The sequence below is a fragment of the Enterobacter cloacae complex sp. 394F7 genome, assembly GCF_057320385.1.
The window spans coordinates 299,934-326,101 of the sequence record NZ_JBXWCS010000005.1 but is presented as its reverse complement, the minus strand read 5'-3'; the positions used below and the strand labels follow the sequence as shown (position 1 = coordinate 326,101).

General features: G+C 54.8%; 22 protein-coding genes. 1 reads left to right on the top strand and 21 read right to left on the bottom strand.

The genetic code is table 11. The features are described 5' to 3' along the window. Positions 1-187: 187 nt before the first annotated feature. The 21 genes from galF to AC2FAK_RS10280 form a co-directional block, all read right to left on the bottom strand. Positions 188-1,084, bottom strand: a complete 897-nt coding sequence (galF, locus tag AC2FAK_RS10380) for a GalU regulator GalF (protein ID WP_013097865.1) — start codon at positions 1,082-1,084, stop codon at positions 188-190. A 175-nt stretch (positions 1,085-1,259) separates the two neighbouring features. Beyond that, complete coding sequence (wcaM, locus tag AC2FAK_RS10375) at positions 1,260-2,651, bottom strand: colanic acid biosynthesis protein WcaM (protein WP_048971164.1); 1,392 nt, start codon at positions 2,649-2,651, stop codon at positions 1,260-1,262. 12 nt (positions 2,652-2,663) lie between these two features. Next, positions 2,664-3,884, bottom strand: a complete 1,221-nt coding sequence (wcaL, locus tag AC2FAK_RS10370; RefSeq protein WP_020690194.1) for a colanic acid biosynthesis glycosyltransferase WcaL — start codon at positions 3,882-3,884, stop codon at positions 2,664-2,666. Further along, on the bottom strand, positions 3,881-5,161 hold the full coding sequence (gene wcaK / locus AC2FAK_RS10365) for a colanic acid biosynthesis pyruvyl transferase WcaK (protein ID WP_095454992.1): 1,281 nt from the start codon (positions 5,159-5,161) through the stop codon (positions 3,881-3,883). The genes wcaL and wcaK overlap by 4 nt, the downstream gene beginning before the upstream one ends. A gap of 17 nt (positions 5,162-5,178) precedes the next feature. Beyond that, complete coding sequence (gene wzxC / locus AC2FAK_RS10360; protein WP_023622057.1) at positions 5,179-6,657, bottom strand: colanic acid undecaprenyl disphosphate flippase WzxC; 1,479 nt, start codon at positions 6,655-6,657, stop codon at positions 5,179-5,181. A 1-nt stretch (position 6,658) separates the two neighbouring features. After that, positions 6,659-8,053, bottom strand: a complete 1,395-nt coding sequence (wcaJ, locus tag AC2FAK_RS10355) for an undecaprenyl-phosphate glucose phosphotransferase (protein ID WP_014832616.1) — start codon at positions 8,051-8,053, stop codon at positions 6,659-6,661. Between the two features lie 114 nt (positions 8,054-8,167). Continuing rightward, positions 8,168-9,538 (bottom strand): colanic acid biosynthesis phosphomannomutase CpsG, encoded by a 1,371-nt coding sequence (cpsG, locus tag AC2FAK_RS10350; protein WP_013097871.1) that lies wholly within the window; start codon positions 9,536-9,538, stop codon positions 8,168-8,170. A gap of 110 nt (positions 9,539-9,648) precedes the next feature. After that, positions 9,649-11,085, bottom strand: a complete 1,437-nt coding sequence (gene cpsB, locus AC2FAK_RS10345) for a mannose-1-phosphate guanyltransferase (protein WP_014832618.1) — start codon at positions 11,083-11,085, stop codon at positions 9,649-9,651. A gap of 3 nt (positions 11,086-11,088) precedes the next feature. Continuing rightward, positions 11,089-12,312: a colanic acid biosynthesis fucosyltransferase WcaI gene (gene wcaI, locus AC2FAK_RS10340; RefSeq protein WP_095454993.1), complete on the bottom strand. Its 1,224-nt coding sequence runs from the start codon at positions 12,310-12,312 to the stop codon at positions 11,089-11,091. After that, entirely contained in the window at positions 12,309-12,788 is a 480-nt protein-coding gene (locus AC2FAK_RS10335) for a GDP-mannose mannosyl hydrolase (RefSeq protein WP_013097873.1), read from the bottom strand. Before AC2FAK_RS10335 ends, wcaI begins: the two co-directional genes overlap by 4 nt. 2 nt (positions 12,789-12,790) lie before the next feature. Continuing rightward, positions 12,791-13,756, bottom strand: coding sequence for a GDP-L-fucose synthase (fcl, locus tag AC2FAK_RS10330; protein WP_013097874.1), 966 nt, complete (start codon positions 13,754-13,756; stop codon positions 12,791-12,793). Positions 13,757-13,758: 2 nt separating this feature from the next. Beyond that, complete coding sequence (gene gmd, locus AC2FAK_RS10325; RefSeq protein ID WP_003863514.1) at positions 13,759-14,880, bottom strand: GDP-mannose 4,6-dehydratase; 1,122 nt, start codon at positions 14,878-14,880, stop codon at positions 13,759-13,761. A 24-nt stretch (positions 14,881-14,904) separates the two neighbouring features. Continuing rightward, positions 14,905-15,453 carry a colanic acid biosynthesis acetyltransferase WcaF gene (gene wcaF / locus AC2FAK_RS10320; protein ID WP_013097875.1) on the bottom strand — a complete coding sequence of 183 codons (549 nt, stop codon included), beginning with the start codon at positions 15,451-15,453 and terminating at the stop codon, positions 14,905-14,907. Between the two features lie 15 nt (positions 15,454-15,468). After that, a complete protein-coding gene (wcaE, locus tag AC2FAK_RS10315) occupies positions 15,469-16,215 on the bottom strand; it encodes a colanic acid biosynthesis glycosyltransferase WcaE (protein WP_013097876.1) in 747 nt (248 codons plus the stop codon). 12 nt (positions 16,216-16,227) lie between these two features. After that, on the bottom strand, positions 16,228-17,448 hold the full coding sequence (wcaD, locus tag AC2FAK_RS10310; protein WP_095454994.1) for a colanic acid polymerase WcaD: 1,221 nt from the start codon (positions 17,446-17,448) through the stop codon (positions 16,228-16,230). Next, positions 17,423-18,640, bottom strand: coding sequence for a colanic acid biosynthesis glycosyltransferase WcaC (wcaC, locus tag AC2FAK_RS10305; protein WP_095454995.1), 1,218 nt, complete (start codon positions 18,638-18,640; stop codon positions 17,423-17,425). Before wcaC ends, wcaD begins: the two co-directional genes overlap by 26 nt. Beyond that, on the bottom strand, positions 18,637-19,128 hold the full coding sequence (gene wcaB / locus AC2FAK_RS10300; protein ID WP_013097879.1) for a colanic acid biosynthesis acetyltransferase WcaB: 492 nt from the start codon (positions 19,126-19,128) through the stop codon (positions 18,637-18,639). The genes wcaC and wcaB overlap by 4 nt, the downstream gene beginning before the upstream one ends. Next, on the bottom strand, positions 19,128-19,970 hold the full coding sequence (gene wcaA, locus AC2FAK_RS10295; protein ID WP_013097880.1) for a colanic acid biosynthesis glycosyltransferase WcaA: 843 nt from the start codon (positions 19,968-19,970) through the stop codon (positions 19,128-19,130). The genes wcaB and wcaA overlap by 1 nt, the downstream gene beginning before the upstream one ends. 108 nt (positions 19,971-20,078) lie before the next feature. Continuing rightward, entirely contained in the window at positions 20,079-22,241 is a 2,163-nt protein-coding gene (wzc, locus tag AC2FAK_RS10290; protein WP_047023873.1) for a tyrosine-protein kinase Wzc, read from the bottom strand. Positions 22,242-22,243: 2 nt separating this feature from the next. After that, the gene (wzb, locus tag AC2FAK_RS10285; protein ID WP_013097882.1) at positions 22,244-22,687 is read right to left on the bottom strand and encodes a low molecular weight protein-tyrosine-phosphatase Wzb; all 444 of its coding nucleotides are present in this window, start codon (positions 22,685-22,687) and stop codon (positions 22,244-22,246) included. A 6-nt stretch (positions 22,688-22,693) separates the two neighbouring features. Then, positions 22,694-23,833: a polysaccharide export protein gene (locus AC2FAK_RS10280; protein ID WP_014170829.1), complete on the bottom strand. Its 1,140-nt coding sequence runs from the start codon at positions 23,831-23,833 to the stop codon at positions 22,694-22,696. 691 nt (positions 23,834-24,524) lie between these two features. On the opposite strand from AC2FAK_RS10280, the gene AC2FAK_RS10275 reads away from it, so the two are divergent. After that, positions 24,525-26,108, top strand: a complete 1,584-nt coding sequence (locus AC2FAK_RS10275; protein ID WP_095454996.1) for a TerC family protein — start codon at positions 24,525-24,527, stop codon at positions 26,106-26,108. Positions 26,109-26,168: the final 60 nt, after the last annotated feature.

Below are 26,168 nucleotides of genomic sequence, written 5' to 3'. Positions count from 1 at the left end.
TGCCGTTAATTGTCGTCCTAAATGACCTCAGAAACAAGCACAAATCGTTACAAATCTGACCAGATTTAAATCAGATAAATCCATGTTATCATTAGAATTAATAACAAAAAACGGCAGCTACCATTTTGGTTATGTTTCAACATACCCAAATGATGACTGCCGCTTGTGCAAATCAAGTAAGATAAAATCAGTCGTTAGCTAACAACTTCTCAATACGGCTTCTGAACTTCGCCCCTTCCTTCAGGTTGCGCAGCCCATAGTTCACAAACGCCTGCATGTAGCCCAGCTTCTTACCGCAGTCGTAGCTCTCACCGGTCATCAGCATCGCGTCAACAGACTGCTTTTTCGCCAGCTCGGCAATGGCATCGGTCAACTGGATACGGTCCCAGGCGCCTGGTTCGGTTTTTTCCAGCTCGGCCCAGATATCTGCGTTCAGGACATAACGACCAACCGCCATCAGGTCAGAATCCAGCGTCTGCGGCTGATCCGGTTTTTCGATAAATTCAACGATACGACTCACCTGCCCTTCTGTCTCCAGCGCTTCTTTGGTCTGGATAACAGAGTACTCGGACAGATCGCCTTTCATGCGTTTCGCCAGCACCTGGCTGCGGCCTGTTTCGTTGAAACGCGCCACCATCGCCGCCAGGTTATAGCGCAGCGGATCCGCAGAAGCGGTATCGATGATGATATCCGGCAGGACTACGATAAACGGGTTGTCGCCAACAACAGGGCGAGCACACAGGATGGAGTGGCCAAGGCCCAGCGGCTGCGCCTGACGCACGTTCATGATGGTCACGCCAGGAGGACAAATGGACTGCACTTCGGCCAGCAGTTGACGTTTAACACGCTGCTCCAGCAGCGCTTCGAGTTCGTAAGAGGTGTCGAAGTGGTTTTCAACCGCATTCTTGGACGAGTGCGTAACCAGAACGATTTCTTTGATCCCTGCAGCAACAATCTCGTCGACGATGTATTGAATCATCGGCTTGTCGACGATCGGTAGCATCTCTTTAGGAATGGCTTTTGTGGCTGGCAGCATATGCATGCCCAGTCCGGCTACCGGAATGACTGCTTTCAAATTAATCATTATTTCTTCCACCTTAAAATGGTTGACGAATTATAGCTCTTAAACCTGTTTTCGCCAGTATGATTTGCCGTAATCCTGTAATGATATTACGCCTTAGCACCACAAATTACAGTAGTTGTAATCTGAATAGAATGCGATTCCGTGCCAGGAATAGTCGCAAAAAGCCCACTGACGATTATCTGTGCGGCAGCGCAAAATTCAGCCGTTCCGTATTCACCACATGCTGATCCACCCGGTCAATATCCACCGAGCTCTGCCCTTTCTCATTCACTGCTTTGATGTTTGCCAGTGACAGCAACGTCTCGTCTTTCGCCATAAACTTACCCCGCACATCCTTACGCAGGTCGAAGTTCAGCTTCAGCGCGGGTCCGATTGCTGCTTCCTGCATCACGTTGATATTGCGTAAGAAAAGGTGCTGAGGTTTGTTATGCAGCTCAAGCGTCGCGCGCTGCATCTCGACGTTGGTGATGGCCACAAACGAGGTCGCATTACCGGATGAAATTTGTATGCCGCGCAGCTTATAGGCAAGCTGGCTATTATCCAGACGAATATCGTTAAGCTTGAAGTTCTGCGGAATCGACAGGTAGTCACCTTTAATCACGCCGTAACCGATTAACATGCCGGCACTATTGACCATATCGACATTATCAATAACGAAATTATCACAGCCATAAATTGCTACCGTGGCATTGTCTATTCCCGCCTTTTTACTGAAATCAGGCGTAATATTTTTGGCTTTAATATTGCGGATAATAAAGTGTTTACCGTTCTCAACGTGCACCAGCTGGCGGCAGTTGCTGCCGGTGATATTGGCAACCACAAAGTTCTTCACGGTCTGTTTTTCCGGGTAGTCGTTGTCGTAGGTACTGCCCGCAAGGCCAATACCAATCCCCCAGTTAATCTTACCGTTGGTGCAGTTGATGTTGTCGATCACATGGTCGGAGATCAGAATATTGCGGTCATTGATGGCCACATTCCACTCGATCGCATCGCCCTGCAGGTGGCTGAATTTGCTGTTGGTGATGCGGGCGCCATCCACCTGGTTATGAAACCCCTGACGCAGGATGGCGTAATTGGCCTGGCTCACGCGGATGTTATCAATAACCAGATTACGCATCACGCTGGGCTTTTTGCCGCCAATGTAGATTTGCGTTACCGGGCCAAATCCGCTCATCGCCAGCCCTTTGATGACACAGTCAGAGCCACGAACGTCAAGGGTAATATTTTCGGTACGGCCTTCGCCCTCACCGATGACTTTGCTGCCCTCCTGCAGGACAAAGCGCCCCCGGCCATTCCCGGTTAACGCCCCGCGAATCAGCAGCGTTTTGCCGTCAGGAATGAAAATGCCCGTGTTGATGTTTTTGCAGGTGAGCCCTGCAGGCACTACGACGGTGTCGCCTTCGTTAAACGCCTGCTTAAAGGCGGCGATCCAGTCGTTGTTATTGTACTGATTAACAGAGACCGTCTTGCCGGTTGCCGCCCGCGCAACGCGGGGCGACAGTAGCGGCATTGCCGCCAGGACGGACAGAGAAGAGACAAAGCTGCGTCGGGTAATCTTTTTCAGCATACAACCTCGGCGTTACAACGTTTGCAGCAGGCTCGCTAACTGGCGATTGATCACCTGCTGGTTAAAATCTGCCTCGACTTTTTGTCGGGCATTGTGCAGCACGGGCTCCAGCGCCTGCTGGTCGATATCGCTAAACGCGGCCAGCCGATCGGCCAGGGCCATGGCGTTATTTTCGGGGACCAGCCAGCCGGAATGATCTGACTTGATCAGCTCCGGGATCCCGCTGTGCAGCGTCGATACCACCGGAATCCCCACCGCCATCGCCTCCATCAGCGCCACCGGTATGCCTTCCATGTCGCCATCGGCGCCGGTAACGGACGGCAGCAGAAACACGTCGGCTTCATCGAGCATGGCCTTCACCTCGTGGCTCGGCTTAAAGCCCGGCATCTCCACGTGCGTTTCCAGCTCATACTGTTCAATAAGCGTACGCAGGCGACGCTCCCACGGGCCGATACCGAGAATGCGATAACGGAAATCCACCCCGCGCGCCTTGAGCTGGCGGCAGGCTTCAATCGCCACATGCAGCCCTTTTTTCTCGGTCAGTCGGGCAACGGAGATAATCTGCAGCGGTTTACCCGGCACCTTGACCGGACGTCGGGTAAAGCGCGCCAAATCCACCCCCATCCGCGAGACGGTGATTTTCTCGCCCGGGCAACCCATCTTTTTGAGGCGTCCGGCCCACAGGTCGCTGATGGGCAGCATCATGTCGCCGCGCTGGAACAGCTGCTGATACTCCGGCGTGTAGTGGTTCAGCACTTCACGGCTGGAGATATCAATGCCGTGGAAGATCGTGGCGATCTTCCCGTCAATCACCCCCAGCTCGCGCAGTTTGGCTGCGGTCACCCCTGCCGGGCCAAAGTGGGCGATAAAGACATCAGCGCGGTACGGCTGCGCCGTTTGCCCACAGATGGCCGACAGGATCAGATTGCGCGACTCCGCGCCATAGCGGGAGATATTCAGCGCTCGCCAGGTCGACGCGCGATGGAGCCCGCGTAAGGTCTGGCTGGCACGGTAGCGCAGCTTGTTCACTTTTCCGGATGGCTCATCCTGCAGCCAGCGGGTTTTCGCCTCCAGCCCATACTGGGTATACGCCGCATGGGTGTTTTGCGTATCGCCCTTTTGCAGGGCGATAATTTCCACGTCATATCCCATATCGATAAACGCGGTGATTTGATTGAGTACAAAGGTTTCAGACGACAGTGGAAATTTCAGTAAGAAGAAACCAACCTTCATTTCCCCTCCCGCACGCGGTCAAGCACCGACTTCACCATCCCCATTCCCTTTTCGCGCTCGGCTTTCACCGCCACGGCCAGGCGCTCATTCACGGCGGGCAGTTGCCCAAGGGTGTCGCCCACCATTGCGCCGAGCGAGCCATCCAGCAGATGACGGATATCCACGGCCATTTCCGGCATCCCCAGCTGCTGCATAATCCCGGCAGACTTGTGCTCATAGTTGATGGCAATGGCTGGCGTGCCAAAGTTCATCGAGATGATGGCAGAGTGCAGACGGGTACCCACGGTCAGGTCACAGGCGGAGAGCAGTTTGCCCATCTCCAGATCGTTCAGTTCGTCCATCACCACGTGATACCGGGACGGATCGTTCACCAGATGGCACAGGTTAAGCGCCACCATGCGATCATCCTTGTTGTAGCTATCGATACCGGTACAGGTGGAGAGCGCCAGCACCTGATAACCGCTGTCCAGCACGCGGTTAACGACCTCGGCAAAGGCCTTCTCGTAGGCGGCCTGAGTCGTACCTAAACGCTTATCAAAAGGTGCCAGCTCGCGCAGGGTAATGGCGACGGTTTTCTGTTTCGCCGCCACGTCCAGCCAGTGCTGCACCGCGTAGCTCGGCTGGAAGCTGTCGTCCTGGTGATCCACCAGCCACGCGGTATCCACCCCGTGCTCGACTTTCGAGGTGTCGATCTCGCTGCGCTTCATCATGTCGAGGCTGACTGACTCACGTAAAATCAGGGCATCGCAGTGGCCAAACACATAGTTTGCCAGCTGGTTGAACTGAGGTTCCTGGAATGGCCCGACACTGTGACCAATCATAAACAGCGGCTTCTTCGCCATAAAGGTACAGAGCGCATGCTCAAACTGCGGCACGCCGTAGAGATCGACAAAGAACGAACCGCCCACCTGAATAATGGCGTCATAGCCGGAAAGCAGACGTACGAAATCGGTAAAGCCCTGCGCAATGGCGATGTTGCGCAGCTTGCCGGTGTCGGTTACGCGAGAAAGCAGCACCTGATGCTGGTAACGGCGACGCAACACTTTCTTCACGCGTCCCATCACGCCCGCAGCGTTATTGTGCTGTTTCATCTGGCTGTAGAGCGGGTCGCCCATCACCGGGCGGTTCAGTAACCAGGATGAGCTGACCGGGTAACGGCTCATCACGTCCACTTCTGTCTCAGGCTTAAGGGTGTTAATTGCATCCAGTAAACCGCGCAGGATGGCGCTGTCGCCACGGTTGCCGCAGGTATGGTTGCCAAGAATTAATAATTTCATAATGGCCTCTTAAATAACTAGCCTGCGCGAAGCAGCGTTTTCATTTTTTCGTTACGGCAAAACTGGCGCTTCATCTCCACCACCAGCGCATTGCGTGACAGCACAATCATCACCCCAAACGCCAGTGCGCCCGCGGCAACCTGCACTGCCAGCAGCGCGGCCAGCGGCAAATGGCCCTTCAGGAGCACGCCCAGACCGTAGCTCACCACCAGGGTCGGCAAGGAGAGATAAAACGGCAGCCACAGGCTCAGGATGTACTGACGGTAGCTGGAGCCCAGCACCGGCTTGATCATGATGAAGTAGCTCAGCACGGTGTTGATGATTTGCACCAGCAGAAAGCCCAGCGTGACGCCAATGGCGCCCGCCATGTGTCCGCCGACGATAATTGCCGGAATAAACAGAAAGGTTTTAAATACGTTGAATTTAAAGCTGATATCCACGCGCGCTTTCGCCATCAGCAGGGAGCCAATCGGGTTACCCACGGAGCGCAGCAGCCCCACTACACAGAGCAACTGCAGGATCGGGATGATGCTGTTCCACTTCTCGCCAAATACCAGCGGCACAAAGTTGCTCGACACCACCATCAGACCCAGCAGTACCGGGAAGTTAATAATGCCGACCACGGAGAGCAGCTTGTAGAAGTTGACGCGCAGCTTTTCAGTGTCGTCCTGAATTTTGGCGAACGCCGGGAACAACACGCGGGTGATAATCGGGTTGAGCTTCATCGGCGGGACGACCGCAACGTTGTAGGCCAGGTTATAGCCCCCCGCGACGCTCGCCCCCAGAATGCGCGCCAGCACCAGCGTGGAAAGGTTGGTATTGACGTAGTTGATGATGCTGTCGGCCGTCAGCCAGGCGCCAAAACGCAGGTTCGAGGAGACGGACGCGAGGGAGAAATGCAGCCCCGGGCGGTAGATCTTGCGGCCAAAGTAGCCGAACAGCAGCGTACGCACGGTAGAGTTCACCAGATACCCCAGAATGGCGGTCATGGCCAGCGGCCAGAAATGGGCGCTCACCACCGTGAAGGTAAAGCCCGCCAGCACGGCGCTGGTTTCAATCATGCCGATCTTGTTGAACTCCAGCTCTTTTTGCATCAGCGCGCGGAACTGCTGCCCGTGCGGGATCACCACAAAGGCAAACGACAGCGTGCGCATCAGCGGTGCCAGATCCGGGTTGTGCAGCACGCTGGCGATCACATCGCTCAGCAGGAACACCAGCACAAAAACAAATATCCCCAGCCCCACGTTCAGCCAGTAGAGCGTGGTCAGCTCCAGTTGGCTAATCTCTTTGCGCTGGATAATCGAGTTGGCGATACCGAAGTCAGACAGCGTGTCGGCCAGCGCGATAATCACCAGCGAGACGGTCAGCAGACCGAACTGATGATTATCGATAATGCGCGCCAGCACGGTCATCTGCACCAGCCCCAGGCCAATGATGACGATAGTCGCCATCGCTGACCACTTGGCGCCGCTGATGGTTTTTTCACGTAAGCTCATCTTAGTACGCCGCTTTGTTCACGAAACCTTTGAAGATGGTCAGAAAAACAATTTTGATATCGAACCAGAGGCTCCACTCACGGATGTACTCAAGATCGAATTCAATACGTTTTTCCATTTTTTCCAGCGTGTCGGTTTCACCGCGCCAGCCGTTGATTTGCGCCCAGCCGGTAATGCCTGGTTTCACTTTATGGCGCAGCATGTAGCCTTCAATCAGCGAGCGGTACTGCTCGTTATGAGCAACCGCGTGCGGACGTGGCCCGACAATCGACATACCGCCAGTAAAGACGTTGATAAATTGCGGCAGCTCGTCCAGCGAGGTGCGGCGCAGGAAATTCCCCACGCGGGTCACGCGCGGATCGTTCTGCGTAGCCTGCGTCACCACTTTGTCGTTCTCCATCACCTTCATGGAGCGGAATTTCCACACCATGATCGGCTTACCGTCCATGCCGTAGCGCGTCTGACGGAAGATGACCGGGCCGGGAGAGCTCAGCTTCACCGCCAGGGCAATGCAGCACAGCACCGGGGAGATCAGCAGAAGGATCAGTGAAGAGAGCACAATGTCTTCCAGGCGTTTGAGAACACGGTTGATCCCCGACAGCGGCGTGTCGTACAGCGGCACTACCGGTACACCGTTCACCTCTTCGATACGGGAATGGAGAATGTTGAAGGTAAAGACGTCCGGAATGAGGATCACGGAACAGGTGGTGTCCGCCAGGTCGCGCATCAGTTTCTTAATGCGGGACTCCTCTTTCATCTGCATGGCAATGTAGACGTTGTGAATTTTGCCCGCTTTCGCATCGTCAATAAGCTGATCGTAGTTGCCCGCCCAGTCGGACGGCACGCCACCCGGTTTCGCGTCGTGGTAGATCCCAACCACTTCAAAACCTAACCACGGCTCTTTGCGGAAGCTATCAAGCAGCACCTGGCCCACCGGCAGATCGCCGGCAACGGCGACATAGCGGCGGTTGTAACCACGGTTACGCAACCAGCCCGCGCCAAAGCGGATCAGGGAGCGGCAAACCACCATGCCGACGCTGGTTAACAGATACCAGCACAGATACGTCACCAGACGATTATCAAAATCATGGCTGAACGCCACCAGGCCCGCGCTAAAGATCAGGCTTAATGTCCAGTTCTGCAGCAACAACATCAGTTCGGTGGTCATCTTGACGCCACGCCACGAACGATAGAAATCCGTCATCCCGCCGATCATCTGAAACACGACCAGCGCAATCAGTGCCATCAGCAGATGCATGTATAAGAACGATTGCCCGCTGATCCAACACACCGCCCACAATCCGCCGACCATGATGGTGATATCAGAAAAACGCTGCACCATAGAGATTAACGATGCATTCGTTCTCGCTCGTTCGCGCTTTTTTAGATTCGTCATCGTTGTTCCTTTAGTTCAAAACCTTACCCCTCACCCTAACCCTCTCCCCACAGGGGAGAGGGAACTTGAACACCCTCTCCCCTGTGGGGAGAGGGCTGGGGTGAGGGGCAATGATTACTGATTCAACAGCGCCAGAATGTCCTTCGTTCGGGCTTCCATCAGCGCGGTGTCGGCGCGGGATTCCACGTTCAGGCGCACCACCGGCTCGGTATTGGACGAGCGCAGGTTAAAGCGCCACTGCGGGAACGCCATGCTGATACCGTCGGTACGGTCAATTTCCAGCGCGTGAATTGCAAAGTGCTGTTCCACGCGGGCAATGGCCTCAGCCGGCTGCGCCAGTTTGCTGTTGATCTCTCCACTTGCCGGGAAGGCCGCCATACGGTCGCGCACCAGCTCGCCCAGGGTCTGACCTTTCAGGCACAGCAACTCGGTCACCAGCAGCCACGGGATCATCCCACTGTCGCAGTAGGCAAAATCGCGGAAGTAGTGATGGGCGCTCATCTCGCCGCCGTAGATGGCGTCTTCTTCGCGCATACGCTCTTTAATAAACGCGTGACCGGTTTTGGACATCACCGGCGTACCGCCTGCCGCTGACACCACGTCAACGGTGTTCCAGGAGAGGCGCGGGTCATGAATGATCTTCGCCCCCGGATTTTTCTCGAGGAACGCTTCCGCCAGCAGGCCGACAATGTAATAGCCCTCGATGAACTGCCCTTTCTCGTCGAACAGGAAGCAGCGGTCGAAATCGCCGTCAAAGGCGATGCCCATATCCGCACCGTGTTCAATCACCGCATTGCGGGTGTCGTCGCGGCACTCTGGCAGCAGCGGGTTCGGGATACCGTTCGGGAAGTTGCCGTCCGGGGTGTTGTGTACCTTGACGAAGGTCACCGGCACGTTCAGCGCCTTAAAGCGGGCTTCCAGGGCATCCACCACCGGGCCCGCCGCGCCGTTGCCGGAGTTGATGACCAGCTTCAGCGGCTTAAGGTTCGCCACGTTGATGTAACCCAGCAGGTGGTCGATGTACTCTTTACGCAGATCGATCTGCTTGTAGCTGCCGCGAGCAGACTCGTTCACCGGCGGGAAGTCGTTGGCTTCCGCCAGACGCTGCACGTCGCGCAGGCCGGTATCGCCGCTGATAGGGCGCGCACCCTTGCGCACCAGCTTCATACCGTTGTAATCCATCGGATTATGGCTGGCCGTGACTTCAATCCCGCCGTCCACGCCCAGGTGGAAGGTGGCAAAATAGATCTCTTCGGTACCGGAAAGGCCGATATCCAGCACGTCCACGCCCGCGTCCTGCAGCCCTTTCGCCAGCGCCAGCTTCAGGGATTCGCTGGTCAGACGCACGTCGCCGCCCAGTACGATAGTTTTCGGTTTCAGGTATTCGCCGTACGCGCGGCCGATGCGCCACGCAATGTCTTCATTCAGCTCTTCGCCCAGCTTGCCGCGAATATCGTAGGCTTTAAAACAGGTTAACTTTTCCATCATGACCCCTTTTTCAGGCAACAGTTGGCCCGCCCAATTAACAGGCAAAATATTTTTTATTCATTCGTAGGCCCGGTAAGCACAGCGCCACCGGGCATGATGCGAAGCGGTTACACCCGACCGTAGCGGTCCTGGAAACGGACAATATCGTCCTCTTCCAGATATGAGCCGGAGCGCACTTCAATTAAATCGAGAGGTATCTTCCCTGGGTTTTCCAGACAGTGTGTCGCCCCCAGCGGAATATAAATTGACTCGTTTTCACCGAGCAGTTTCACTTCACCGTCGATGGTCACTTTGGCGGTACCCGCCACCACCACCCAGTGCTCGGCACGATGGTGATGCATCTGTACCGACAGGCCTTCGCCCGGCTTCACGGTAATGCGCTTCACCTGGTAACGTTCGCCCGCATCGATGGAGTCGTATTTGCCCCACGGCCGGTACACTTCGCGGTGAATATGGTGCTCGTGGCGACCGTCGGCTTTGATCTTCTCCACCACCTTTTTAACGTCCTGCACGGCGTTACGGTCGGCAATCAGCACGGCGTCTTTGGTCTGGACGACCACCAGATCCTTCACCCCCACCGTGGTCACGAGGCCGGATTCGGCGTAGACGTAGCTGTTCTCGGTTTTGTGGCTAATCACATCACCGTGATGGACGTTACCCTCCGGGGTATGCGCGCTGATCTCCCACAGGGAGGACCAGGAGCCAACATCGCTCCAGCCTGCATCCATCGGCACCACCACCGCATCCGCCGTGCGCTCCATCACCGCATAGTCAATGGACTCTTCCGGGCAGGCGAGGAAAGCGGCTTCGTCGACGCGAATAAAGTCGAGGTCCGGATCCACCACGTTCATGGCTTTTTCGCAGGCGCTCAGGATATCCGGACGATATTTTTGCAGTTCTTCCAGATAGCGACCGGCGCGGAACAGGAACATACCGCTGTTCCAGTAGTATTCACCGCTGGCAACGTAGGCCTGCGCGGTTTCCAGATTCGGTTTCTCAACGAACTGCGCCACGTCAAACGCCACGCTGTCGCCTTCGCCCGGCGTCACGCTGCCGCGGCGGATATAGCCATAGCCGGTTTCTGGCAGATCCGGCACGATGCCGAAGGTCACCAGCTTGCCGCTTTCTGCGTAAGGAATGGCCGCCCGCACTGCGTCGCGGAACGCCTCTTCCTGCTGAATGACGTGGTCTGCCGCCAGGACCAGCATCAGCGGATCGCAATCCGGGCTGCTGCGTTTTGCCGCCAGCGCCGCCAGGGCAATCGCTGGGGCGGTATTTCGTCCGGCAGGCTCCAGAATGATGTTTTCTGTGAGTTTGTTCAGCTGGCGCAGCTGCTCGGCAACAATAAAGCGGTGCTGTTCGTTACAAATCACCACCGGGCTTTCACACTCCACACCCTGCAGACGGTTAACCGTCGTTTGCAGCATGGTGAGATCCCCTTTCAGGCAGAGGAACTGTTTTGGATAGAGCACGCGGGACAGCGGCCACAACCGGCTACCAGAGCCACCTGCCATCACAACCGGATACAACGTGGTTTGACTCATGATTTATCCCCGTATATCTGCAATAAATTGGCTCAGCACGTTCTCTTTCTCGAGCGTGCGTTCGGCATATTCACGTGCCACCGTGTTCACTTTTGGCATGGCGAGTGCCTGTTCAATTCCGGTCACCAGCGCCGGAACCGATTCCGGCTCCACGCAAACGGCGATCCCCGGGTAGCTGTCACACAGCTGGCCTAATTCGGTTTCGGCTTCTGCCGTGATCACGGCGTTCCCGCCTACGGCCAGAATGTTGGTCAGCTTGGACGGCAGCACCGCATCCGCCGCGCCGCGCTTTTGCACCACCAGATGGCAGTCACCCATCTTCAGCAGCGCAGGCAGCGCCTCGTAAGACTGAAGCGGGAAGAATTTCACGTTAGTCAGGCCGCGTTCACTGGCCATCTTCTCCAGCCGCGCTTTTCCGCCGCCCTGACCGACAATCACAAACATCCACGGATGTTCGCTAAGCTGTTGAGCCGCCTCGATAACGTTCTCCAGCCCCTGCTTTTCGCCGATATTGCCTGAATAAAGAATCATTTTTTGGTCATCAGGCAAACCGAGCTCTGCGCGAAGCACCTGCGCGTCGTGTTCTGTTACATCACGGAAACGGGCCACTTCGGACCAGTTCGGGAAAAAGATCACCTTTTCCGGCGCGACGCCCTTCTCCTGCGCTTTGTTCATCATCGATCGCGAGATGGTGGAGACATAATCCACGTTATGCAGACCGCTGCGCTCAAAAGCGCTGGCGAGTTTCGCCACTTTGCCACCCTTGCCTTTACCTGCCATCCCCAGGCCCAGCATGGCGTCGACTTCATAATCCTGAATGTGCAGCAACGTGCGCGCACCGGAGAGCTTGCCCAGCAGCCGCATGCCCGGCGTGCAGAACAGCGTCGGTACCACGCCGATGATGCGATCCGGCTTCCAGCGACGCTGCGCCATCAGCGGGAAGAAACTGCTCAGGGCAAAGCTGCCCAGATGAATTAAACGTTTCAGCGTCGAGGGCTGCTTCGGCACGTACAGCGGGCAACGCCAGACGGTCGCTGCGCCCTCTTCGCGGCGATAGCGCCAGCTGGAGTAGCGCTCGCCCACTTTCCATTCCGGGTAGTACGGCGGCGCGGTAATGACCCGCACGTCATGTCCCTGGCTCGCCATCCACTCGACCATCTCGCCGGTGTATTTCCCGATACCGGTCAATTCCGGCGAGTAGTTGATTCCATATACGAGGATCTTCATAGTCCCGGCACCTCAGACTGACGATCGGCCAGGAAATAGGCACGACTGTTGTCATGCACATTGTCGCTGGCCAGCAGCGCCTCTGGCGTCTGCCAGCGGTAGTCGTCGTGCTGAGAATCAGGCAGACGCAGGTCTGCCTCACTCACCTTCAGGCGGAACCCCAGCACGATGTAGTGCGTGGTGAAGCCGGTGCCTGAAAAGTTATCGTCATAGAAGTGCTGCCAGACCCCGTAAAACTGGCCTGCTGCCATCGGCAGTTGCAGGCCCAGTTCCGCCAGAGTGAGACGCTCAAACGCGTTGGCCAGCGTCTCATCCTTCTGCACGCGCCCGCCGGGCACGAACCAGAAGCCCTGAGCAGGACGATTGGTTCGTTTCCCCAGCAAGAACTCGCCGCGTTCGTTCTCCACGATCAAATCAATTGAGATGAGCGGAGTGGAGCGCACTACCGTGGCAAAATCTTCCTGACTTAAAAACATTGTTACCCCCGGAAGCGGTGCTGGTTTTCCAGGAACCACTGGTAGGTACTTGCCAGCCCTTGTTCCAGCGACACCTCGTGATACCAGCCCAGCTGATGCAGACGGGTGACGTCCAGCAGTTTGCGCGGCGTGCCGTCCGGTTTGGTGGCGTCAAACACCACGCGGCCCTTGTAGCCCACCACCTGAGCGATGGTCTGCGCCAGCTCGCGAATGGTGCAATCCACGCCGGTGCCAACGTTGATGTGCGACAGCATCGGCTCGGTGTTCTCCTGCCACACCTCGCGATCCAGCTCCATCACGTGAATGCTGGCCGCGGCCATGTCATCCACGTGCAGGAATTCGCGCATCGGCGTGCCGCTGCCCCACACCACCACATCCGGTGCGTTCTCGGCGGTCGCCTCGTGGAAACGACGCAGCAGCGCCGGGATCACGTGCGAGTTGCTCGGGTGGAAGTTATCGTGCGGCCCGTACAGGTTGGTCGGCATCACCGAGCGATAGTCACGGTTGTACTGACGGTTGTAGGACTCGCACAGCTTGATCCCGGCAATTTTGGCAATCGCGTAAGGCTCGTTGGTTGCTTCCAGCGTCCCCTGCAGCAGTTCGCTCTCGGCGATCGGCTGTTTCGCCATTTTCGGGTAGATACAGGATGAGCCGAGGAACAACAGCTTGTTCACGTTGTGCAGATGCGCCGCGTGAATTATGTTGCTCTCAATCATCATGTTCTCGTAGATGAAATCTGCCGGGTAAGTGTTGTTAGCGACAATGCCGCCCACTTTTGCCGCCGCCAGATACACCTGATCGATACGTTCATTGGCAAAGAAGTCCTGTACCGCACGGCTATCGAGCAGATTCAGCTCGTCGCGGGTACGGACAACCACTTCCACGTCACCGCGCTGCTCCAGCTGGCGAACAATCGCGGAACCCACCATTCCGCGATGACCGGCGACAAAAATACGTTGTTTTGTCATTCTCAGGACTCCAGCGCGATGGCAACCTCGTAGCCATGAGATTTGAGCAGGGAGTGTTTTTTCGCTGCTTCAAGATCTTTGGCTACCATCTCAGAGACCATCTCCTGCAGAGTGGTTTCTGGTTTCCAGCCCAGTTTCTCGTGCGCTTTGGTTGGGTCGCCCAGCAGGGTTTCCACTTCCGCAGGACGGAAGTAACGCGGGTCAACCTGCACAATCACATCACCTGGTTTCACGCCCGGTGCGTCATGGCCGGTCACAGAGACAACGATCCCCTTCTCTTCCACGCCAGTGCCTTCGAAGCGCAGTTTGATACCCAGCTGTGCGGCAGCCATTTCCACGAATTGACGGACGGAGTACTGCACGCCGGTCGCAATCACGAAGTCTTCTGGCTGCTCCTGCTGCAGCATCATCCACTGCATCTTCACGTAGTCTTTGGCATGGCCCCAGTCACGCAGGGAGTCCATGTTGCCGAGGTGCAGGCAGGATTCCAGACCCTGAGCGATGTTGGCGATAGCGCGGGTAATTTTACGGGTCACGAAGGTTTCGCCACGACGTGGGGATTCGTGGTTAAACAGAATGCCGTTACAGGCGTACATGCCGTATGATTCACGGTAGTTTACGGTGATCCAGTAGGCATACAGTTTGGCTACCGCGTAAGGAGAACGTGGGTAGAACGGGGTGGTCTCTTTCTGCGGGATTTCCTGCACCAGACCGTACAGTTCAGAGGTGGATGCCTGGTAGAAACGGGTTTTCTTCTCAAGGCCGAGGAAACGAATCGCTTCCAGCAGACGCAGCGTACCCATGGCGTCAACGTCAGCGGTGTATTCCGGGGATTCGAAAGAAACCGCTACGTGGCTCATCGCGCCCAGGTTGTAAACTTCATCCGGCTGTACTTCCTGCAGGATGCGGGTCAGGTTGGAGGTATCGGTCAGGTCGCCGTAGTGCAGATGGAATTTCGGGTTCGCCGCATGCGGATCCTGGTAAATATGATCCACACGTTCCGTGTTGAAAGAAGAAGCACGACGCTTAATACCGTGAACTTCATAACCTTTTTCCAGCAGTAACTCTGCCAGGTAAGAACCATCCTGCCCGGTAACGCCGGTGATGAGAGCGACTTTAGACATGTTTATATTCCTCTACTTATGAATTTAATCAGTTTCAACGCGTTCGCGTATCACCACTGCGGGGTTGCCACGGCAAATTTTATTTGCCGGTAGCGATTTAAAAACGCTGCTGCGGGCACCGACTACCGTGCCATCGCCAACAGAAACACCAGGTGCAACAAATACATCTGTTGCCAGCCAGCATTTTTCGCCAATCACAATTGGCGAAGCGGTAATATCAAAATGCTGACTCATAAAATCGTGGCTGCCGGTACACAAATAACACTTCTGTGACACCACCGCGTTTGCACCAATCGTGATATCGCCAAGGGTATATAACACGGCGTCATCCCCTACCCAGGCGTAATCGCCAAGCGTTAATTTCCAGGGGTAAGTAATTTTTACCGATGGACGAATGACTACGTTTTTTCCGATTTTTGCGCCAAACAGACGCAATAAAAAGGCACGCCAGCGATACAGTATTTGCGGTGACCAGGCAAATAAGGTGGCCTGAACGGCCCACCATAACTGCACTTTAATTCCGTTCCCGCCCCGAAAACCTTTCGGCACGGTGAACCCGTTAAGATCCTGCATTACATTTCCTTATATTCAGGCTTTGTTATATAAGGTTTTCGTTTTACCCGTGGTGCGCAGGCGGAATAAATAAGACAATTCCGCCCAGAATGCAGGCACGCGTAATATCTTACGCTGTACGTTTTTTGCATCCTGGCACAATTCCAGATTATTCGAGGTGGATACACCGCCCATTGAAAATTCAGACACCAGCCCTTTAATTCGACGGAACGGGTAGCCTGATTTATACAGACTGGCGGCCAGGGCATAATCTGATGACACTTTATACTGCAGATCGTAAGGCTGTTTTTTCAGACCTTTTACCGGGAAGAAAATGGCCTGATGGCTGGCCGGTAAACTGTGATAGATATACCAGCCGGGTTTCGCGCTGCGGCAAATTTTATGCCCGTCGCCAAAATCGAGCAGCGCATCGCCAATATACATCGCGTCATCTTTCTGGCGCGCCAGCTGACGGGCAAACTGCGCCACATCGTCATGGAACACATCGCCCGAGTTAAGGAAGATGGCATAACGGCCTTGCGCCATGTTAATGCCTTTGTTCATCGCATCGTAGATGCCTTTATCTTTCTCGCTAACGAAGCGTAAGTTGAACTCACCGTTGAGTTTTTCCAGAAACTCCGCCGTGCCATCGTTCGAGCCGCCATCGACCACGATCCACTCAAAGCTGAGGCTCGGATCGCGCGCCAGGTTGCGCAGCGAGCGCCAGGTTTTTACCACCCCTTCGTAATTACGAAAAGCGACAGTAATGACGCTAAGAAACATAAGACCACCTCGTCATGAATTCGTAATATTAAGCGCTTTACGCAAAATAAACGGACAAACAATTAAGAACGCATATTCCGGGCTAAATATTGACCCCGTAAAAAACAGCGACACGGGCGTAAACAGATAAAGCTGCACGCGAAAGTTCTGGTTATCCCCAAACGCGTGAATCATCATTTTGAAAACTTTAAACAGATACCAGAGCGTCAACAGTACGGCGAACCACGAAAAATAAATAATTAACAGATACAGGCCATTGTCTATGGTTTTACCGACATCCGCACCGTTAAAGATTCCGAATGATGCAACATATTCGTAAAGTGAGCCGAATCTTACTACACCGTCGATATGGGTTAAGGAATAACCCACCATCACCAGCGGCCCGATAATGCGATAATAGGACGATGAACCTTCCGTTCCCAAATCCCCCAGACGCTCTGAGATATACGGGAATGCAAATATCACGCCTACTAAAAATACCGTCAGGGAGATGATCGCCAGCGGCAGTTTTTTCTTAATCGCATCTTTGTTCAGGTACTGGAATGCCCACTCCAGGAGGTAAAACAGGATAAATGTCATGACCCCTGAGAACGAACCAGACAGAACGATTCCTGCAAGAATCATAGCATCGGTCTTAGGGGTTTTGATACCAAACTGTTTGATGCTGAGCCAAATTGAGATTAACGCCAGAGCGAAAAACGCCGGTTCAAAATAGAGGGCTGTCGTACGCTTACCGCCAAACTTAATGAAGTTCAGTACATAGCTGTTACTGTAAATGAGATATTTCGAAATTATCTCCATCAGGCTGCTACCACCGGTGAGAATAATTTGCGCCATTTCCAGTGCAGCAAGCATAACAATTAACGCAACGGCAATATAAAAGAGCCTGAGGATTTTCCGATAATTGTGCGGAGAAATAGTTTTAAAACGAATACTCCACACCATGCCAATAATAATGACAATATAAACAAACAGCATGGTAGAGGTGACGTACTTACTGGGATCCAGCGACTGGCCAAAGATGTAGTTAAACAGCGTCAGGCCAAAGCCCATCCCTAAGGCAATCATCAGCTTCTTGAGGTTGATTTTATCGACGTACAATAGAAGCAGAGCAGGCAAGAAGGTCACAATGGTTATCGGGAAGCTTTCGCCGAGCTGGGCAATTTTGACGTTGACCAGCAGATAGATCAGCGGCAGCAGCAGATAACTACAGACTCTGATAGAACGAGACATATTCCTCCAGCATCTGTTGTCCACTGTAGGCCTTGCGGCTGCGGTTGCGGAACGATTCCAGGTCAGTGCCAAAAACGGCGTGCGCAATCTGCGGCTTCGGCAGTTGCACCAGCGGCAGCACCTCCTGTTCCGCGAACGTTTTCCCGCCCGATTTTTCCAGCACTTCACGCGCCGCATCGCTGTGGGTGGCGATCACCGGCACGCCAATCGAGAGCGCTTCGCAGAGGATCAGCGGGTAGTTATCGACGCGCGAGCTGAACACCAGCGCATCCATCCCGTTGAGGGCGCTCATCAGCTTGCGCTTATCCGTTTCAAACCCGTGATTCACCACGTTAGCGCCATCGAACGGCGAGAATTTGCCGAAGGTATGCAGTTCAATTTTGTCACCCAGCGCCATCATGTCGCGCACCAGCTGCTGGTTGGTTTTGCCGTCGTAACGCAGGTCATGCGCGACGATTGCGATTTTCGGTTTGCCTGCGGTTTCCGCAACCGGGGTCAACTCGGCCAGAATCGCTTCCGTCGCCACGTCGATCCCGTTGTTGATGATCTGACACCGCCCTGCCCCATACAGACTGTTGAAGGCATCGGCCACATGCTGGCTGGGGGAGATAAACGTGCAGCCGAGCGACAGCATATCGCGGAACTGCTGACGTTTTCCGTCCACCAGCTGGTGAGCGCGATCCACTTTCACCGGCGGGTAATTGGTTAATGTCGGACACTTCTGGCAGGCGTTTTTCCAGCCTTCGCAGCCGTCGGTGAACGCGCAGCGCCCGGTTACGCTCCAGTGGTCGTGCAGCGTCCAGATGAAGCGGGTATCCGGCTTGTGAGCCTGTACCTTCTGGCAAAACGTCACCACCTCTTGCAGGTTCAGCCAGTAGCTGTGCAGCACGTGAAAATGGAGCACAACCGGGCCGGAAGTGCGCGTGACCGTGCGATAGAGGTTGTTCAGGTTGCCAAACAGATCGCGGTTAAACAGACGGAACAGCGCAATATTGGCGACAGACGTCAGACGTGGCGTCTGCTTGTGCACCTGCGGATAGATATCGTGGCTGACGCTTTTCTTACCGCCTTTGCCATAGCCGTAGATAAAACGAGACTGAAGCCCTTTTTGCAGCGCACGCTGGTGCAGATCCAGCGCCACGCCAGCCGCCCCGCCCTCGGCGAGACGGACGTTAAATTGCAGAATGTTCATTTGATCACCTTCACGCGGGCTTTTTCGCCCACTACCAGCGCGTTATCCGGAATGCTGTCCAGCACCACGCTGCCTGCACCAATCGTGACGTTGTTACCAATGGTAATGTCGCCAATGATCACCACGTTCGCCCCCAGCTCGACGTTGTTGCCGATGACCGGGCAGGCCAGGCTCTCCGGCCCCCGGTTGCCGATGGTGACCGCATGACGAATAGTGAAATCATCCCCGGCGACCACGAACTTATTGATAACCACCGCATAGCCATGGTGAATGGTAAAGCGGCGGCCGATGGTGGCCGCAGCCTGAATTTCATAGCCAAAAATGCATTCGGTGATAATCCGGTACAGCACAAGAACCGGTGCCGCCCAGAGGTTGTTCAGAACATTTTTCTTACGCCACACCGAGCAGAAATGCGCGATGCGGTACGCCAGAACCATGCAGCACGGGCGCAGGCTCCAGCTGTTAGCGCGGCAATCTTCCAGAAACATTATTTCCCCCGCAGTCCATCAGCCAGTCGCTTGCCGTTGCGCACGGAAAACAGCGTCAGCAAGGTACGCCAGGTCATCCGCTTATTGCGGATCTGATAGAGGGTAAAGAGCTGGTACTTCCGGCTGGCACGGTCAAACTTATCCTTGTGCTTGCGGTAGAAATGGAAGTAACCCGAGAATTTTTTTGGTGAGGAGGTGATTTGCATCTCCCCGTGGTTGATGTGCAGGATCTGCGTGGCCTCTTCCACCTTCCACGGCTCGCCATACTCCACCACCATCCGCAGGAAGATGTCGTAATCCTGCGCGGCCTTCAGTTCGGTATCGAACAGGCACTCTTTAAAGCGCCACGCCCAGGTGAACACCTGATTGCCAATGATGTTGCGCTTGTAGAAGAGGCGGCGAGAGTATGGTGATTTCGGGTACAGCGGCAGGCTGGCAGGCTGCGAGTAAACCTCGCCCTGACAGACATAGTCGTTGGCATACAGGAAAGCGTGCGTGACCAGTTGTTCCTTGTGCGACAGGAAAATGGACAGACGGTTTGGTGTCCACTCGTCATCGTCGTCGATGCCGGTCAGATACTGCCCTTTGGCCTGCATAATTGCCTGATTACGCACCGCACACGCCCCGGAGTTGATCGCGTTATGGGTATAGCTGACACGCGGGTCATTGAGGTCAGTGACAAACTTTTGCAGCTGCTCATACGAAGAGGAACAGTCATCAACAATGATCAGCTCCCAGTTATCGTAATCCTGGCGCAGCACCGATTTGATTGCACGGATCGCCAGCTGCTGACGATTCCATGTCGGCATATAAATAGAAACTAAAGGGCGTTGTGTGGTCATAGTCTTCCCCTGATCCCTCACCCCGCCTCTCTCCCAAAGGGAGAGGGAGAATAGCTGCACCGGGCAGTTCCCTCTCCCCTCGGGAGAGGGTTAGGGTGAGGGAGATTGTTATTTGCTGTCAGACTTATATTCGTACTCGTAATACCCGTAATCCTGGTACCCGGTCGCACGGCGGAAGATGGAGTTCAGGATCACCCCTTTCACCTCAATGCCATTCTGCTCGAAGCGGCTCAGGCTGGTTTCCACTTCCTTCAGGGTGTTCACCGCATAGCGCGCCACCATCAGCGTGGTTCCCGCCAGGCGACCGACCACGGCCGCATCGGTCACGGCCAGAATTGGTGGTGTATCGATCAGCACCAGGTCATAGTTTTTGCTCGCCCACTCCACCAGCTCGGCAAAGCGGTCGCTCATCAACAGTTCGGATGGGTTTGGCGGCACCTGACCACGTGGGATGAGGTCAAATTTCGGGATGCTGGTCGGTTTTGCGCTCTGGCTAATCTCACCCTTGCCAAGCAGGATTTCCGACAGACCGTTGACGTTATTGGTCCCCAGCAGCTCGTGGGTATAGCCCTTACGCATATCGCAGTCGATCAGCAGCACCCGTTTATTGGTCTGGCTGACCACCGCCGCCAGGTTGGCACAGACAAAGGTCTTACCTATCGACGGGCTGACACCGGTTAACATCAGTACGTTGTTTTTGGCCTGCATCATGGCGAAGTGGAGACTGGTACGCAGGCTGCGCACCGCTTCAATTGCCAGGTCCGTCGGGTTACCCACTGCCAGCAGCTGGCTCTGTTTGTAACGCTTGACGCCTTTGACGCTTTTGACACGGTCATGGGACTTCTGCCATTCGGAGAGCGGGATACTGGCGTAAACGTTGATACCGTTCTCTTCCAGCACCTGCGGGCTTTCGATACCGCGGTTGAACAGCGAACGCAGCAGCACACCAACAATGGAGAGCATCAGGCCGAGGATAATGCTGCCGAGGATAATCAGCGCTTTCTTCGGCTTCAGTACGCCAGGCTGGGTAATGGCCGGGTCAACAATACGCACGTCGCCGACGGTACTGGCTTCGGTAATCTTCAGCTCCTGCTGTTTGTTCAGCAGCTGCATATAGACCTGCTGGCCGGATTCCACGTCGCGGGTCAGACGCACAATTTCCTGCTGCGTTTTTGGCATTGCGGTGACGCGGTCATTAAGCTTCGCTTTCTCCTCTTCGAGGGTGCGACGTTTTTCCAGCAGCGTGCGATAGGCCGGGTGACGTTTGGTGTAGAGCTTAGAAATTTCCGCCTCTTTGAAGGTCAACTCATTAAGCTGCGCATCAATGTTGACCATCGAATCGAGCACAGATTTCGCTTCCAGCGGCAGATCGACGGAATCTTTATCCTGACGAAACGCGTTCAGTTTGTTCTCTGCATCATCCAGACGTGCGCGTACTTCCGGGAGCTGTTTGGCGAGGAAGGCCAGGCTTTTCGCCGCTTCAGCCGACTTGCGTTCGACGTTCTGCTCAAGGTAGTTGCGGGTAATGCTGTTGAGAATTTCGCGGATTTGATCCTTATCTTCACCGGTAAAGGTCATGCTCAGGACACCCGTGTCCTTGCCATTTTCGGTGACCGTCAGGTTGTTTTGCAGATTGTTGATCATCCCCAGGGTGGAGAATTTGGTGACGGTAAACTCGCTGCCTTCCTGCGCCTGAATAGCGCTCACCTTCATGCTGACGCCATCTTTTGTCAGCATCTGCCCCACTTCACCGCGCGCGCTGAAGCCGGCGTCGCTGGTCAGCTGATACTGCTTCGGCCCTAGCACGGTCAGGGTAAAGGTTTGATCCGCGCTCCCTTTCGGCAGCACAAAGTCGGTAACTTTTACCGTGTCGTTGCTGTGCCCGGTCAGGCGATCCCAGCCGGCACCAAATATCGGGAAGGTATTTTTGGTGACGGAGATATCAAGCCCCAGATCGTGAACCGTTTTACCCAGCACCAGACGCGACTGGATCAGCTGAATTTCGGCCTCGGAGGCAGGCGGTTTGTTCGCCAGGGCAGAGCCAATATCCTGCACCAGCGAGTTGCCGGTGTTCTGCTCAATCTGCACCAGCGCATCGGCGCTGTAGATGGGTGTCGCAAACAGCGTATAGACGATCGCCGCGGCGGCAAACACGGCGGTGATCCCAAGTACCCACCACTTCGCCTCTATGACGGTGCCGACCAGGCGACCAATATCGATTTCATCACTGCCCGAAATCGGGGCGGCAGAAGGTTTTGTTTTTTCTGTCATTGTTATCCCTGCTGAGCTTTCAGTGCCTGCGCCCACTGACGGGCAGACTGGTCAAGTAAGGTATACACCGCCTCAAAGGCCTCACGGCTTTTGCGATAGGGATCGGGGATTTCGCGTTCGTTTTCCCAGTGACCAAACAGCATCACTTTGCCGCGCATCTCCGGTGCGATTTCGCATAGCGAGTGAATATGGCGTTTTTCCATCGTCAGGATCAGGTCATACTCCCGGCACATGCGGCCGGTGACCTGGCGGGCGCAGTGCCCGTCAAGAGAAAGGTTATGATCGCGGGCCACGCTCGCGGCGCTTTCATCGGCACCTTTACCGACCAGCGCGCCCAGCCCTGCAGATTCGACGGTGAGCTCGGGCTGGTAGTGTTTCAGCAACCGCTCAGCCGTTGGGGAACGGCAAATGTTCCCCACGCATACCACCAGAATTTTATTAAACATCGCGGATTACCAGGTATGAATGTCGCGCGCCGTATCCGTCATGTAGCGAACGCCACTGATGGTTGGCAGCAACTGGTTGATCAGACGGTTCCAGCGGGCAACCGGTGCGGTGGTGACATACACCACGTCATAAGGCTGGAGGCGGAACTCCGTTGCCATTACCAGAGAAGTCGCATCGGACATATCCAGCTGGTAAATATTGGCAATCTTGCCTTTCGCACTGCCCTCGCCTTTCAGCGGACGGATCACGAAGATACCGGTGGCATTAGAGGTGGTGAGATCGATACCCTCTGCATTACCCAGTGCTTCGGTCAGGGTCATGCCGCTGAAGTCCATTTTGAGGGTGCTCTGTTTCTTCACTTCACCCATCACGAAGACTTTCAGGTCGTCATTACGCGGTACATACAGAATGTCGCCCGGATAGAGCAGACGGTTCTGCGTCAGGTCGCCGTTTTGCATCAGCGCCTGCAGAGAAATGCGTTGTTCTTTACCGTTGTGGGTCAGAACGACGTTGCGCCAGTCGGCACCGTCGGTTAAGCCGCCCGCGGCGTTAATGGCGTCCAGCACGGTCAGCGGCACGTTGGTGATGGCCTGCTGGCCAGATTTGTTCACCTGTCCGGAGATATAGGCTTTTTGCGAACGGAATGCGGCGATATTAACGTCCACCTGCGGATCGGCGATGTACTGCGCTAAGCGGCCGGTAATATCACTACGGATTTCGGCAAGGGTTTTCCCGGCAACGTGTACTTTGCCGATATAGGGATAGAACATGGTGCCATCAGACTGCACCCAGTTACCGGTGTCGCTTGAGCTGCGGTATTGGCCCGCTGGCGTGGTCAATTCCGGATGGTCCCACACGGTAACGTTAATGACGTCACCCGGACCTACGCGGTACTGGTAGGAGGCAATTTCCTGGTCCAGAGACATATTCGGCTGCGCAACATTTGGACGTGGACGTAATTGTTCGACCAGACGTGGTGTCAGTGGATAAACATTCACCATTTTGTCGAGATCAAAATCAGCATCCTGTTGTTTGATCACATCCTTACCCATTGTTGACATATTGCTGCCGGGAAAGACTGTACAACCACTCATCAAGGTCACAGACACCAATAATGGCATCAATTTCATTTTGGATTTCATCATTGATTATTTATCACTTTGGCAGAGTAATTATCCTGTGCAATTAAATAAGCCGGGTCGATTTGGCTTTCAGCATGCAGTTGTTCAAATAGAAATATAACTGGCATCAGTCCTAAAAAAAGCTTATTCATCCATTGGCTATTGACAGAATAATCGAGGCTGATTCACACGCTTTCAGGCACGCTACCGCCCTTGGCTTTCAGTTACCAATCCACTGACTAAACAATGCGTTATGGATAGACACCCTCTTTGATAAGGCCTTCTGGAAATATATCAGCCGCTTGCGATACACGGCAGATAATGAATAACCATCACTGAAGACCGGAACAATAATAGCAACAAGGAGATTTAACATTTGATGCTGGGAGAATTGTTGCAGCTAACCTAATAGCAGGCAAGGAGACAACTGTCCTAATAACGGTTTTTAAGATTAATATTAAGAGCAAAGTTTTGACGTTTTAGGATTTTCTTTATATTGACAAAATTAAAATAAAAACCATTTATTGCGATATATCCTAAAATGCTTTCGCCGTAATTAAATCTACGTATTTAGCTTATTTACAGATTCCGCATTGTTCTTCCTTTTTGCCGGATCGTATTAAGAGAAATCTCAGCCCGGCATTGCAATTTCCCCTGGCTTTATCCATGATCGAAGTGTGACATTGCTCATATAACAGAAGGTATTGCGATTACTATGGAATGGATTGCCGATCCATCAATCTGGGCCGGGCTGGTTACGCTGGTCGTCATCGAATTAGTGCTCGGTATTGATAACCTGGTCTTTATCGCCATCCTCGCCGAAAAACTCCCCCCGGCGCAGCGCGACCGTGCGCGGGTAACGGGCCTGCTGCTGGCGATGGTGATGCGACTGCTGCTGCTGGCCTCAATCTCCTGGCTGGTGACCCTGACAAAGCCCCTTTTCTCCGTTCACGGCCTGAGCTTTAGCGCGCGTGAATTGATCATGCTCTTCGGCGGGTTATTCCTGCTGTTTAAAGCCACGGTAGAACTGAACGAGCGGCTCGAAGGCAAAGACAGCGAAAACCCCACCCAGCGGCGTGGGGCTAAATTCTGGCCGGTGGTGGCGCAAATTGTGGTGCTCGATGCGGTCTTCTCCCTGGACTCCGTCATTACCGCCGTCGGGATGGTCGACCATCTGGCGGTGATGATGGCTGCGGTGATCATTGCCATTACGCTGATGGTGATGGCAAGTAAAGCGCTGACCCGGTTTGTGAACAGCCACCCGACCATTGTGATTCTCTGTCTGAGTTTCCTGTTAATGATTGGCTTTAGCCTGGTGGCAGACGGCTTTGGGTTCCACATTCCGAAAGGCTATCTCTACGCCGCCATTGGTTTCTCCGTCATGATTGAGGCGCTTAACCAGCTGGCGATTTTCAACCGCCGCCGCTTCCTCTCGGCAAATCAGACATTACGTCAACGCACCGCCGACACGGTGATGCGCCTGCTCAGCGGGAAGAAAGAAGATGCGGAACTGGATGCCAAATCCTCCGCGATGCTGGCCGATCACAGTGACGGGCAGATCTTCAACCCGCAGGAGCGGCTGATGATTGAGCGGGTGCTCAATCTTAACCAGCGCACGGTCAGCAGCATCATGACGTCGCGCCATGACATCGAACATATCGACCTCACCGCCCCGGAAGAGCAGATCCGCGCCCTGCTGGACAGAAACCAGCATACCCGGGTGGTCGTGACGGGGGGTGACGAGGAAGAGGAGCTGCTGGGCGTGGTGCACGTCATTGACCTGCTGCAACAGCAGTTGCACGGTGAGGCACTCAATTTGCGCGCCCTGGTGCGCCAGCCGCTGGTGTTCCCGGAGGGGCTGCAGCTGCTCTCTGCCCTTGAGCAATTCCGTAACGCGCGTACGCACTTTGCCTTTGTGGTGGATGAGTTTGGTTCGGTTGAGGGGCTGGTCACGCTCAGCGACGTGATGGAAACCATCGCCGGTAATTTGCCAAACGAAGTGGATGAAATCGATGCGCGCCACGACATTCAGAAAAACGCGGACGGTTCATGGACGGCCAACGGCCATATGCCGCTTGAAGACCTGGTCCAGTATGTTCCCCTGCCGCTGGATGAAAAGCGCGAGTATCACACCATTGCGGGTCTGCTGATGGAATATCTGCAGCGCATTCCCCAGCCGGGTGAAGAAGTTCAGGTAGGCGACTATATGCTCAAGACGCTGCAGATTGAAAACCATCGCGTGCAGAAGGTGCAACTGATACCGCTGCGCGACGAAGACGAGATGGATTTTGAGGTGTAGGAAAAACACGTTGCTCCCTCTCCCGTGGGAGAGGGATGGGGTGAGGGCATCAGGCCGCAC